At 69.8% G+C, this 13115-nt stretch carries 8 protein-coding genes; 6 read left to right on the top strand and 2 right to left on the bottom strand.

Annotated features, from left to right (window positions below):
• Window positions 1-94 precede the first annotated feature (94 nt).
• Genes ACZ7J0_RS23980 through ACZ7J0_RS23970 form a run of 3 tightly spaced genes read left to right on the top strand, consistent with a single transcriptional unit; the run spans window position 95 to window position 3700 of the window.
• A complete protein-coding gene (locus ACZ7J0_RS23980) occupies window positions 95-1456 on the top strand; it encodes an ABC transporter substrate-binding protein (protein WP_470890514.1) in 1362 nt (453 codons plus the stop codon).
• A gap of 46 nt (window positions 1457-1502) precedes the next feature.
• Complete coding sequence (locus ACZ7J0_RS23975) at window positions 1503-2828, top strand: carbohydrate ABC transporter permease (RefSeq protein WP_470890764.1); 1326 nt, start codon at window positions 1503-1505, stop codon at window positions 2826-2828.
• Window positions 2825-3700, top strand: coding sequence for a carbohydrate ABC transporter permease (locus ACZ7J0_RS23970; protein ID WP_470890512.1), 876 nt, complete (start codon window positions 2825-2827; stop codon window positions 3698-3700). Before ACZ7J0_RS23975 ends, ACZ7J0_RS23970 begins: the two co-directional genes overlap by 4 nt.
• A 44-nt stretch (window positions 3701-3744) precedes the next feature.
• Here the strand turns inward: ACZ7J0_RS23970 and ACZ7J0_RS23965 are convergent, their stop codons facing one another.
• Window positions 3745-4353, bottom strand: a complete 609-nt coding sequence (locus ACZ7J0_RS23965; protein ID WP_470890510.1) for a TetR/AcrR family transcriptional regulator — start codon at window positions 4351-4353, stop codon at window positions 3745-3747.
• A gap of 287 nt (window positions 4354-4640) precedes the next feature.
• Between ACZ7J0_RS23965 and ACZ7J0_RS23960 the strand changes: the two genes are divergently transcribed.
• Genes ACZ7J0_RS23960 through ACZ7J0_RS23950 form a run of 3 tightly spaced genes read left to right on the top strand, consistent with a single transcriptional unit; the run spans window position 4641 to window position 7744 of the window.
• A complete protein-coding gene (locus tag ACZ7J0_RS23960) occupies window positions 4641-5501 on the top strand; it encodes an ABC transporter permease (RefSeq protein WP_470890762.1) in 861 nt (286 codons plus the stop codon).
• The gene (locus ACZ7J0_RS23955; RefSeq protein WP_470890508.1) at window positions 5494-6306 is read left to right on the top strand and encodes an ABC transporter ATP-binding protein; all 813 of its coding nucleotides are present in this window, start codon (window positions 5494-5496) and stop codon (window positions 6304-6306) included. Before ACZ7J0_RS23960 ends, ACZ7J0_RS23955 begins: the two co-directional genes overlap by 8 nt.
• A gap of 31 nt (window positions 6307-6337) precedes the next feature.
• The gene (locus ACZ7J0_RS23950; protein ID WP_470890506.1) at window positions 6338-7744 is read left to right on the top strand and encodes a glycosyltransferase 87 family protein; all 1407 of its coding nucleotides are present in this window, start codon (window positions 6338-6340) and stop codon (window positions 7742-7744) included.
• Window positions 7745-7894: 150 nt separating this feature from the next.
• Here the strand turns inward: ACZ7J0_RS23950 and ACZ7J0_RS23945 are convergent, their stop codons facing one another.
• Window positions 7895-12877 carry an NAD-glutamate dehydrogenase gene (locus ACZ7J0_RS23945; RefSeq protein WP_470890504.1) on the bottom strand — a complete coding sequence of 1661 codons (4983 nt, stop codon included), beginning with the start codon at window positions 12875-12877 and terminating at the stop codon, window positions 7895-7897.
• Between the last annotated feature and the right edge of the window lie 238 nt (window positions 12878-13115).

Raw genomic sequence — 13115 nt, 5'->3', positions numbered from 1 at the left:
TGACACCGAAGGCGCTATTGCGACCCCCGGGGACCGGGCGTAGACCTGTCGGCACGGGACGAAATGAGCACGCGCAGGAAGAGACGGGGCATCGATGCGCACAACTCTTCGTACACGCAGGGCCGCGGTGGCGATCACCGCGGTCACCTCCCTCGCACTGGCGCTCGCCGGCTGCGGTGACGACGGCAAGGAATCGGAAGCCGGGCCGGGCAACGCCGAGACCAGCGCGCCCACGCTGCGGCTGCCGCAGCTCAAGGGCGAGAAGATCCAGGTGGCAGCCGTGTGGACCGGCCCCGAGCAGGAGAACTTCACCAAGGTCCTGAAGGAGTTCGAGAAGCGCACGGGTGCCACGGTCACCTTTGTGCCGGCCCAGGACCCGATCGTGAACTTCCTCGGCACGAAGATCGCCGGCGGCAGCCCGCCGGACGTCGCGATGCTCCCCCAGGTGGGTGCGATCCAGCAGGCCGTCGCCCGCAAGTGGATCAAGCCGGTCGGGCCCGAGGCCAAGGCCCAGCTGGCCAAGAACTACGCCAAGGGCTGGCAGGACCTCGGCGCGGTCGACGGCACGCAGTACGGCGTGTACTTCAAGGCCGCCAACAAGTCCCTGATCTGGTACAACAACGCCGTCTTCGAGAATGCGGGCGCGAGCGAGCCGAAGACCTGGAAGGACTTCCTGGCGACGGCCGAGACGATTTCGGCGTCCGGCGTCACCCCGGTCTCGATCGGCGGCGCGGACGGCTGGACGCTCACCGACTGGTTCGAGAACATCTACCTCTCCCAGGCGGGGCCGGAGAAGTACGACCAGCTCGCCAAGCACGAGATCAAGTGGACCGACCCGTCGGTGAAGCAGGCGCTGACCACGCTCGGCGAGCTCTTCGGAAAGCCGAATCTGATCGCGGGCGGGGCGAACGGCGCACTGCAGACGGAGTTCCCCGCGTCCGTCACCCAGACCTTCACCGGGGGTGACCAGCCCAAGGGTGCGATGGTCTTCGAGGGCGACTTCGCGGCGATCAACATCGCGCAGACCCCGGCCAAGATCGGTAAGGACGCGAAGGTCTTCCCGTTCCCCGCGGTCGGCGGCGAGGCGCCGGTGGTGACCGGTGGAGACGCGGCCGTGGCGCTGAAGGACACCAAGGGCGCCCAGGCTCTGCTGACGTTCCTGGCCTCGGCGGACGCCGCGAAGATCTGGGCGGCGGCGGGCGGCTTCCTCTCCCCCAACAAGTCCCTGGACCTCGCCGCGTACCCCAATGACGTCCAGCGGGAGATCGCCAAGTCCCTGATCGGCGCGGGGGACGACTTCCGGTTCGACATGTCGGACCAGATGCCGCAGTCGTTCGGCGGTACCCCCGGCAAGGGCGAGTGGAAGGCCCTGCAGGACTTCCTGAAGAACCCCAAGGACATCGCGGGCACCCAGCAGCGGCTGGAGGCCGACGCGGCCAAGGCGTACAAGAGCTGACGCCGTGGTCACCCCCTCGGCACAGGGTGGTGCGACCCCGGGAACGATTCCGCCGGCCGGCGCCCCCGTCCGCACCCACGCCAAGAGCGTGACAGGCACCCGCAGGTCCATCGCGGTCGGCTTTCTGCTGCCCGCGCTGGTCCTGCTGGGCGCGCTCGTCGTCTACCCGATCGGGTATTCGATCTACCGCTCGTTCTTCGACCAGGAGGGCGGTTCCTTCGCCGGTCTCGGCAACTACGTCGAGATCTTCACGGACGACACCATCTTCACCGCCGTCAAGAACAACGCCATCTGGGTGGTCTTCGCGCCGACCGTCACCACCGCCCTGGGCCTGATATTCGCCGTTCTCACCGAACGGGTCCGCTGGGGGACGGCGTTCAAACTGCTCGTCTTCATGCCGATGGCGATCTCGATGCTCGCCGCCGGCATCATCTTCCGGCTGGTGTACGAGCAGGATCCGGAGCGGGGGGTCGCCAACGCCGTCTGGGTGGGTGTGCACGACACGTTCGCCGAGTCGGCCGGATATCCCAAGGCGCGCCCGCTGCCGGTGCACCCGTTGAAGGCGGCGGGCGGTGGCGCGTTCATCACCAAGGAGCCGGTGCGGGCGGGAACTGCCGTACAGCTGCCGCTCGTCGGGGTCCCGCCGGCGAAGATGCCGGGCGACGCCCGGCCGGCCAAGGTCCCCGCCGCGTCACCGGACGGCATCACCGGCACCGCCTGGCTGGACTTCACCAAGGGCGGCGGAGGCAGGCCCAACGTCGTCGACGCCCAGGAGCTGGGACTCAAGGGCCTCACGGTCGAGGCGGTCAAGGACGGCAAGGTGGTCGCCTCCACCAAGGCCGCCGCGGACGGCACGTTCACCCTTCCGCCGACGGCCGACGGAGCTCTGCTGAGGTTGCCCGAGAGCAACTTCAGGGAGCAGTACAACGGCGTCGACTGGCTCGGACCGTCCCTGGTCACCCCCGCGGTGATCGGCAGTTACGTGTGGATGTGGGCCGGATTCGCGATGGTGCTGATCGCGGCGGGCCTGGCGAGCGTGCCCCGCGAACTGATGGAGGCGGCGCGGGTCGACGGGGCGAACGAGTGGCAGGTCTTCCGCCGGATCACGGTCCCGCTCCTGGCCCCCGTGCTCGCGGTGGTCCTCGTCACCCTGATGATCAACGTGCTGAAGATCTTCGACCTGGTCTTCATCATCGCCCCGGGCTCGGCGCAGGACGACGCGAACGTTCTGGCGCTCCAGCTGTACCGCTCGTCGTTCGGCACGGACGCGGACCTGGGCGTCGGCAGCGCCATCGCCGTTCTCCTGCTCCTGTTGGTGATCCCGGTGATGCTCTTCAACATCCGCAGGATGCGCAAGGAGGCCCGTCGATGAGTGAGGTGTCGAAGACGGGCAGCCGCGGTCTGGGTTCGCGCCTCGCCGCCCGTACCGCCGGCGGCGCCGTGCGTGTCTTCCTGATCCTGGTCGGGCTGTTCTGGCTGCTGCCGACGATCGGCCTGCTGCTCTCGTCGCTGCGCGACCCCGCCGACATCAGCTCCGGCGGCTGGTGGCAGGTGTTCACGGAGCCCGCCCAGCTGACCACCCGCAACTACGCCAACATCCTCTCCAACGACACGATCACCGACTCACTGCTCTCCACGGTCCTGATCACCGTCCCGGCGACCGTGCTGGTGGTGGTGATCGGCTCGCTCGCCGGATACGCCTTCGCGTGGATGGAGTTTCCGGGCCGGGACTGGTGGTTCCTGGTGGTGGTCGGTCTGCTGGTGGTCCCGGTCCAGGTGGCGCTCGTACCGGTCTCGAAGCTCTTCGGTGAGATCGGCATCTTCGAGACGACGCTCGGCGTGGTGCTGTTCCATGTGGCGTTCGGCCTGCCGTTCGCCATCTTCCTGCTGCGGAACTTCTTCGCGGAGATTCCGCGGGAGCTGCTGGAGGCGGCGCGGCTCGACGGGGCGGGCGAGATCCGGCTGTTCACGCGGGTCGTGATGCCGCTCGGCGGGCCGGCCATCGCCTCGCTCGGGATCTTCCAGTTCCTGTGGGTGTGGAACGACATGCTCGTCGCGCTGATCTTCGCGGACTCGGAGTCGCCGCCGATCACGGTGGCGCTCCAGCAGCAGGTCCGGCAGTTCGGCAACAACATCGACGTACTGGCGCCGGGCGCGTTCGTCTCGATGGTGATCCCGCTGGCCGTGTTCTTCGCGTTCCAGCGCCAGTTCGTGTCCGGCGTGATGGCGGGCGCGGTGAAGTAGCGGTCAGCGCGTCGGACCGATCGGTATGCGGGAGCGGGGCCGGGCTACGCGGTGAGCGCCGCCACCGCCGCCCGCGCCAGGTCGTCCAGATACCCCTCGGGCAGGTCGGTCCGGACCACGACGAGGCGCCAGTAGAGCGGGCCCACGACCAGGTCGAGCGCGCGGTCCGGGTCCGCGTCGGCCGGCAGGTCTCCCCGGCTCACGGCGTCGCGGACGACCTGGGCCACCACGCCCTGCTGGCTGTCCAGGAGCGCGGCCTTGATCGCGTCCGAGATCTCGGGGTGCCGGGCCGCCTCCACCAGGAGGTCCGGGATGACCTGTGAGGCGACCGGGTGGCGCAGGGCGTGGGAGGCCACTTCGAGCAGGGCGCGCACGTCCCCGTACAGCGAGCCGGTCGCCGGGGCGGGCAGACCCTGCGCCGCGAAGGCGCCGACCAGGTCGAGTACGAGCGAGAGCTTGGACTTCCAGCGCCGGTAGACGGCGGTCTTGCCGACGCCCGCGCGCCGGGCGATGCCCTCGATGGACATCCGGGCGAAGCCGACCGCTGCCAGCTCGTCGAACACGGCCGCGCGGATCGCGTCGGTGACGTCCTCCCGGAGCACGGCGGCTCCCGCGGGGGCGCGGCGTGGGGTTCCGGTGGGCTCTGGGGTCATGGTCAGGATGATAGCCAAGGCGCACGTGACGACGAGACGGTTGCGTTCCGACGTCGCGGGGTCCTAATCTCGCCGTAGCGACGATACGGACCCGTTCCGTCGTCGAGCGCGTGATTCCGCGCGCCTACCCCTCGTCGGAAGTGAGCACTGTGCCTGCTGTGACCACTGAGACCGCCGCGTCCCACCGCGGCAGGCCCCGCTCATCGCGCGGTCGCGCGGCTCCCCGGGGTCCGGCGCGGTCCGCGGCCGCCGCCGACCCCTTCGAGAGCCCCTCCGAGAGCGAGAACCTGCGCCTCCTCGCCCTGCGGCACGGGCTCACCGTGAGTGGCGCCCGCCCGACACTCCCCCAGTACGTCCGGCAGCTCTGGTCCCGCCGCCACTTCATCACCGCGTTCGCGACCGCCCGGCTCACCGCCCAGTACAGCCAGGCGAAGCTCGGCCAGGTCTGGCAGGTGATGACCCCCCTGCTCAACGCGGCCGTCTACTACGTCATCTTCGGCGTCCTGATGGACAACAAGCGGAGCATCCCGGACTACATCCCGTTCCTGGTCACCGGCGTCTTCATCTGGACCTTCACCTCGCAGTCGATCATGACCGGCACGCGCGCCATCAGCGGCAACATCGGTCTCGTCCGCGCCCTGCACTTCCCGCGCGCCTCGCTTCCGATCGCCCTGGCCCTGCAACAGCTCCAGCAGCTGGTGTTCTCGCTCGGTGCGCTGGCGGTGATCCTCTTCGCGTTCGGCGAGTACCCCACCTGGCCGTGGCTCCTGGCCGTCCCTGCTCTGGCCCTCCAGGCGCTGTTCAACACCGGTGTCTCGATGGTCATGGCGCGGGTAGCGGCCCGCACACCGGACATCGCGCAGCTGATGCCGTTCCTGCTGCGCACCTGGATGTACGTCTCCGGCGTGATGTGGAGCATCCAGCGCCTGGAGGCGACCAGCCGTCTGCCGCACGCGCTGCTGCGGGTCCTGGAGTGCAATCCGGCGTCCGTCTACATCGATCTCACACGCTTCGCGCTCATCGAGAGCTTCACCTCCGCGCAGCTGCCGCCGCACGCGTGGGCCCTGGCCGCCGGCTGGGCCCTGCTCGCCTCCGTGGGCGGCTTCATCTACTTCTGGCGGGCAGAGGAGACGTACGGCCGTGGCTGACCCCAACACCGAGGGCCCCGAGCCCACTCCGACCGTCGTCGTCGACGGCGTCCACATCACCTACACCGTCCAGGGCGGCCGCCGGGGCAAGGGCTCCGCCACCGCCGCCCTCAGCCGGATCGCCTCCCGCCGGGCGACCCCCGGCGTCCGCAGGGTGCACGCCGTCAAGGGCGTCAGCTTCACGGCGTACAGGGGCGAGGCGATCGGCCTGATCGGCTCCAACGGCTCGGGCAAGTCGACGCTCCTCAAGGCGATCGCGGGCCTGCTGCCGGCGAACCGGGGCCGGATCTACACCCAGGGCCAGCCCTCCCTCCTGGGCGTGAACGCGGCGCTGATGAGCGACCTGACCGGCGAACGCAATGTCGTCCTGGGCGGCCTCGCGATGGGCATGTCCCGCGAACAGATCAAGGACCGCTACCAGCAGATCGTGGACTTCTCGGGGATCAACGAGAAGGGCGACTTCATCTCGCTGCCGATGCGCACCTACTCCTCCGGCATGGGCGCCCGGCTGCGGTTCTCCATCGCCGCCGCCAAGACCCACGACGTGCTGCTGATCGACGAGGCCCTGTCCACGGGAGACGCGAAGTTCCGCCGCCGCAGCCAGGAGCGGATCAACGAGCTGCGCTCCCAGGCGGGCACGGTCTTCCTGGTCAGCCACAGCCATTCGACCATCACGGAGACCTGCGACCGGGCGATCTGGCTGGAGGCCGGGAGCGTGCGGAGGGACGGACCGGCGAAGGACGTCGTGGCGGCCTATGAGGCGTTCACCCGAAAGGGTGGGTTGAAAGAGATACATACGGAATAAAAGTGATCAAAGGTGGATAAAACTCGCCTCGATGAAGACGCCTCGGATTCGCTCCCGCCGCGCCTCCGGCGCCCCGCGTACCCCGCGCGCCTCCGACATGACCTCGTCGGAGGACATGAGTCCCCTGCCCTCGGACATGTCCCCTGTCCATGACGGCTCGCCCGGATCCCGCTCCGCGCTCGCCTCCCTCGCGCCGGTGGCCCCCGTGCCGTCCCTCACCCGTATCGGGGCGCTCACCGCCCGCGGGGTCGTCGACACCAGGACCGAGCGCCGGGCACGCCTCGCGATCGGCCCCGTCTGGGTCCTCACCCGCGCGGTGATGCTGTGGCTGCTGGTCCACGACAGCCTCGGCGTGCGGGGCGTCGCCCGGGAGGTCCATGTCCTGTACCAGTGGTGGTACGGGCAGCTGATCCAGGGCAGCTTCCCGCTCAACGACGTCACCTGGCAGTACCCGCCCGGCGCCGCGCTCGTGTTCCTCTCGCCGGCCATGCTGCCGTGGCTGACGTACTTCCAGGCCTTCGTCGTCCTCACGCTGCTGGCCGACGCGGCCGTGGCCGCCGCCCTCTTCCGCGCCGGGCTCCGCGGCGGTCGCGCCGGGCTCGAAGGCGCCTGGGTCTGGGTCGGCGGGCTCCCCCTCCTGCTGCACATCCCGCTCGCGCGCTACGACGTCCAGGTCACCGCCGTCGCCGTGTTCGCCGTGCTCGCGCTGAAGGCCGGCCTGCCCCGGATCAGCGGCGCGCTGGCCGGGATCGGCGCCATGGTCAAGGGCTGGCCCGCGCTCACGCTCGTCGGCTCGCCCCGGGGGCGTAGCACCCGCTCCGCCTGGCTCACCGCCTTCACCACGGCCACCGCGCTGCTGGTCGTCCTCGCGGCCGGTTTCTCGCACAGCCTGGACTTCCTGCGCCAGCAGGGCGGCCGGGGCGTGCAGATCGAGTCACTCGGAGGCACCGCCCTCGGGGTCGCGCGGGCGATGGGGCTGTGGCAGGGCACGGTCCAGTACCGCTACGGCGCCTTCGAGTTTGTCGGGCCCCATGTGTCGACCGTCGGCCGGTTCTCGCTGCTGCTCACCGCCGCCGCCTTCTGCTGGCTGGTGCTGTGGCGGGTCAGGGCGCGGCAGTGGACGCCCGCCGTCCCACTGGACTCCGCGCTCGCCGCCGTACTCCTCTTCACCGTCACCAGCCGGGTCATCAGTCCGCAGTACATGATCTGGCTGCTGGGCCTGGCGGCGGTCTGCCTCACCGCCCGGCACACCACCCAGCGGCCGGTGGCCATGCTCCTCCTGCCGGCGACCGCGCTGAGCGCGCTCGCCTACCCCGTGCTGTACGAGGACGTCATCGCCTCCAGCGCGCTCGGGTGCGTGGTCATGGTGCTCCGCAACGGGCTGCTGCTCGCCGCGGCGCTGCTCTCCTGCCAGCGGCTGTGGAGGGCCACCGAATAGCGCGACGAAGACGCAACGGGCCCAGAGGTCACGGGCCCAGGTAACCGGCCCAGGACCTCACCGGGCCCAAGAAAGAGCGGGGCGCCCACCGGACCTGCCGGTGGGCGCCCCTCTCCGTCACTCTCACGCGCCCGAAAGGCGCTCACTCCCTCAGGCGTGCGACCGCAGCAGCTGCCGCATGGTCCGCATGGCCACGGACAGATTCGCCAGATCGAACGTGTCCGAGCTCTGGATCTCCTCCAGGGTCGTCCGCGCCCGGCCCAGGATCGCCGCGTTCTTCTGCTCCCAGTCCTTGAACCGCTCCTCCGGCGCCGAGGCGCCGTTGCCCGCCGACAGCACGTCCGCCGTCAGCGCGGCGTGGGCGGCGTACAGGTCCTCGCGGATGGAGGCACGGGCCATCGACTGCCAGCGGTCGGCCCGCGGCAGCTCGATGATCCGGTCCATCAGCTGGGTGATCCGCAGCCGGTCGGCCAGGTCGTAGTAGACCTCGGCGACGGCCATCGGCTCCTTGCCCGTACGGTCCGCGATCGCGACGATGTCGAGCGTCGGGAAGGCCGAGGAGAACCCGGCGACCCGCAGGGCCAGCTCCTCCGGGACGCCCGCCGAGGTCAGCTCGTCGACGATCGACTGGTACCACTCCAGGTCCGCGCCGCGCAGCATCTGCGCCAGCTCCGACCAGACGTGCTCGACCCGGTCCGCGAAGAACTCGATGGTCTCGGCGAGCTCCAGCGGCTGCGGCCGGTTGCCGAGCAGCCAGCGCGTACCGCGCTCGACCAGTCGGCGCGAGTGCAGCCTGATCCGGGTCTGGACATCGGCCGGAACCTTGTTGTCCAAGGCCTCGACGGCGTCCCACACCTCGCCCAGACCGAAGATGGCTCGGGCCGCCGTGTGCGCCCGCACGATCTCCTCGATCGCGGCGCCCGTCTCCTCGCGGAGCCGGTGCAGGAACGTCGAGCCACCCGTGTTGACCGTGTCGTTGACCAGCACGGTCGTGACGATCTCACGGCGCAGCGCGTGGCCGTCGATGGCCTCGGGGAACTTCTCGCGCAGCTGCGTCGGGAAGTACGCGTGCAGCAGCCCGCGCAGGTACGGGTCGTCCGGCAGACCGGTGCCGATCAGCTCGTCCGCCACCGTGATCTTGGTGTAGGCGAGCAGGACGGCGAGCTCCGGCTGGCTCAGGCCCTTGCCGCTGTTGAGCAGCTCACGGATCTGTCGGTCGTTGGGCAGGAACTCCAGCGCCCGGTCAAGGTGCCCGTCCCGGCCCAGCCGGCGCATGAAGCGCTGGTGGGCGTGGAGCAGGGAGGGCGACTGGGTGACGGCGTTGGCCAGGGCCACGTTCTGCGCGTAGTTGTTGCGCAGGACGAGCGCGCCGACCTCGTCGGTCATCTCGGCGAGGATCCGGTTGCGCTGCTTGACGGTCATGTCGCCGTCGGTGACCAGGCCGTTGAGCAGGATCTTGATGTTCACCTCGTGGTCGGAGGTGTCCACGCCGGCGCTGTTGTCGATGGCGTCGGTGTTGACCTTGCCGCCCTGGCCGTCGGGGCCGCCCTTGCGGTCGAACTCGATCCGGCCCAGCTGGGTCAGACCCAGGTTGCCGCCCTCGCCGACGACCTTGACCCGCAGGTCCTCGCCGTTGACGCGGATGGCGTCGTTGGCCTTGTCGCCGACGTCGGCGTTGGACTCGACCGACGACTTCACGTACGTACCGATGCCGCCGTTCCACAGCAGGTCGACCGGTGCGTGGAGGATCGACTGCATCAGCTCGGCCGGGGTCATCTTGGTGATGCCGGGTTCGATGCCCAGGGCCGCGCGGACCTGCGCGTTGATCGGGATCGACTTGGCCGTGCGCGGGTGGATCCCACCGCCCTGGGACAGCAGGTCCGCGTTGTAGTCGGCCCACGAGCTGCGGGGCAGTTCGAAGAGCCGGCGGCGCTCGGCGTACGAGACGGCCGCGTCCGGGTTCGGGTCGATGAAGATGTGGCGGTGGTCGAAGGCCGCGACCAGCCGGATGTGCTCGGAGAGCAGCATGCCGTTGCCGAACACGTCACCGGACATGTCGCCGACGCCGACGACCGTGAAGTCCTCGGTCTGGGTGTCGTGGCCGAGCTCCCGGAAGTGCCGCTTGACGGACTCCCAGGCGCCGCGGGCGGTGATGCCCATGCCCTTGTGGTCGTAACCGGCGGAGCCGCCGGAGGCGAACGCGTCGCCGAGCCAGAAGTTGTAGCCGATCGCGACGTTGTTGGCGATGTCCGAGAAGGTCGCGGTGCCCTTGTCGGCGGCGACCACGAGATACGTGTCGTCCTCGTCGTGGCGGACCACGTCGGCCGGCGGTACGACCTCGCCCGCGACCAGGTTGTCGGTGATGTCGAGCAGCGCCGAGATGAACGTCTTGTAGCTGGCGATGCCCTCGGCCAGCCAGGCGTCCCGGTCGACGGCCGGGTCCGGCAGCTGCTTGGCGACGAAGCCGCCCTTGGCGCCGACCGGCACGATGACGGTGTTCTTCACCATCTGCGCCTTGACCAGGCCGAGGATCTCCGTACGGAAATCCTCACGCCGGTCGGACCAGCGCAGACCGCCTCGCGCGACCTTGCCGAAGCGCAGGTGCACACCCTCGACGCGCGGCGAGTAGACCCAGATCTCGAACGCCGGGCGCGGCGCGGGCAGGTCGGGAATCGCCTGCGGGTCGAACTTCATCGACACGTAGTCGTGCGGCTCGCCGCCGTCCGCCTTCTGGCCCCTCTTGCCGATTCCCTCGCCGACGCTCTGGAAGAAGTTCGTGCGCAGGGTCGCCTTGATGACGGTGAGGAAGGAGCGCAGGATGCGGTCCTCGTCCAGGCTCGCGACCTGGTCCAGGGCGCCGTCCAGCTCCTCCAGCAGGCCGTCCGTCAACTCGGTGCCGGCGCGCTGGCGCTCCGGCGACATCCGGGCCTCGAAGAGGGAGACCAGCAGCCGGGTGGTGTGGACGTTGTTGCGGAGGGTGTCCTCCATGTAGTCCTGGCTGAACGTCGAGCCGGCCTGGCGCAGGTACTTGGCGTACGCGCGCAGCACCATCGCCTGACGCCAGTTCAGCCCGGCGCTCAGGACGAGGGCGTTGAAGCCGTCGTTCTCGGCGCGGCCGGTCCAGGACGCGGCGAAGGCCTCCTGGAAACGCTCCCGGGCGTCGTCGGCGAGGTGGTCGCCGTTGGTCTTCGGCATGCGCAGCCCGAAGTCGTAGATCCAGGCGTGCGTGCGGTCGGCGCAGCGCAGCTCGTACGGGCGCTCGTCGATCACCTCGACGCCGAGCCGGTTCAGAACCGGCAGGACGGCGGAGAGGGAGACCTGCTCACCGGTCCGGTAGATCTTGAAGCGGCGCTCGCCGGGTCCGGCGCCGACCGGCTCGTAGAGCGAGAGGGCGAAGTCCTTCTTCGTACGGCTGAGCTGCTCCAGGTGGACCAGGTCGGCGACGGCGGAGCGGGGCGAGTGGTCCGCCTTGTAGCCCTCGGGGAAGGCGTGGCCGTAGCGGCGCAGCAGCTCGGCGGCGCGCTCCTCACCGGTTTCGGCGTTGAGCGCCTCGGCGAAGCCGTCGGACCAGGAGCGGGCGGCCTCGACCAGCCGGGCCTCGATGCGGTCGACGTCGGCGTCGGTGAGCGCGGCGAGCTCGGTGCCCGGCGGGACACGGACGACGAAGTGCAGCCTCGAGAGGATCGACTCGGTGTTCCAGGCGGTGAAGTCGACGCTGGTGCCGCCCAGTTCCTCCTTGAGGATGTCGATGATCCGCAGGCGCACACCCGTGGTGTAGCGGTCGCGGGGGAGGTAGACCAGCGCGGAGTAGTAGCGCCCGTACTCGTCCTGGCGCAGGTACAGCCGCAGCCGGCGGCGCTCCTGCAGGTAGAGGACGGAGGTCACGATGGAGCGCAGCTCGTCGACGGGCGTCTGGAAGAGCTCGTCGCGGGGGTAGGTCTCCAGGATCTGGAGCAGGTCGCGGCCGTCGTGGCTGTTGGGCGAGAAGCCCGCGCCCTCCAGCACCTCGTCGACCTTGCGGCGGATGACCGGCACGCGGCGCACGGATTCGGTGTAGGCGGCGGACGAGAAGAGACCGAGGAAGCGGCGCTCACCGATGACGTTGCCGTCGGCGTCGAACTTCTTCACGCCGATGTAGTCCAGGTAGGACGGGCGGTGCACGGTGGAACGGCTGTTGGCCTTGGTGAGGATGAGCAGCTTGTGCTCACGAGCCTTGGCGCGGGCGTCGGCGGGCAGCCGGCTGAAGGACGGCGAGATGGGGTGCGCGTGCGCGTCGTCGCCGCTGTGGTGCGGGTCGGAGCGGAGGATGCCGAGGCCGGTACCGGGCACGGCGGAGAGCGCGTCACCGTTGACGAGGTCGTACTCGCGGTAGCCGAGGAAGGTGAAGTGATCGGCGGAGAGCCAGCGCAGCAGCTCCCGGGCTTCCTCGACCTCGGTGTCCCGCAGGTCGGAGGCGGTCGGCTCGGTGGGGAGCTCGTCGGCGATGCGCAGCGCGGCGTCGCGCATCTTCTCCCAGTCCTCGACGGTCTCGCGGACGTCGGACAGGACGCGCAGCAGGTCCGTGGTGATCTGCTTGAGGTCGGCGCGGTCGGTCTCGCGGTCGATCTCGACATGGATCCAGGACTCGGTGAGGGCGTCGTGCGGACGCTCGCCCTTGGCCTCGGAGGTGAACACCTCGATGAGCTTGCCGGTGAGGTCGCGGCGGACGACGACCTGCGGGTGGATCACGACGTGGATGCCACGGCCCTGGCGGGAGAGCTCGTTGGTGACGGAGTCCACGAGGAAGGGCATGTCGTCCGTGACGACCTCGACGACGGAGTGGCTGCAGGTCCAGCCGTTCTCCTCGACCGTGGGCGTGTGCACGCGGACGTTCGCGGTGCCCTGGGGGCGGTTCTCCGCGAGCCGGTAGTGCGACAGGGCCGCGCCGTACACGTCGACCGGGTCGCGGTCCGTGAGGTCCTCGGGTGCCGTGTGCAGGTAGTAGCGCTGGAGGTAGTCGAGCAGGGTGTCCTGGTCGGGACGCTCTCCGCTGTCGGACCCCGTCGGAAGTTGCCCCCCGACCGGGCTGTTCTCAGCTACCCGGGCCGCCCGTGCGAGCAGCTCGGCCTTGGCTTCGTCCAGCTTGGTCTGCATGTCCTCTGGCTCCTGTCGCGCGCCGTTGCGTGACGTAGGGGAAAGAAAAAGAAAAGGCGCAACGCCACGACGCGGGGTGTCCGGTCGCTGTCGACGTTATGCCGCGATGAGAGATGTCCGGGTCGTTATTGGCCAATGTCGGCAGCGGGCCCGGAATGAGAAGATCAACGACCCGGGCACGGTGGCACTCCGGGCGCAGGCCGGGGGCTTCGCTGCCCCCACGGCGTATCGCGCTGAT

Source organism: Streptomyces sp. NPDC038280 (assembly GCF_055600045.1).
The sequence above is the reverse complement of the archived record's forward strand: the minus strand, read 5'-3'. Positions and strand labels throughout refer to the sequence as shown.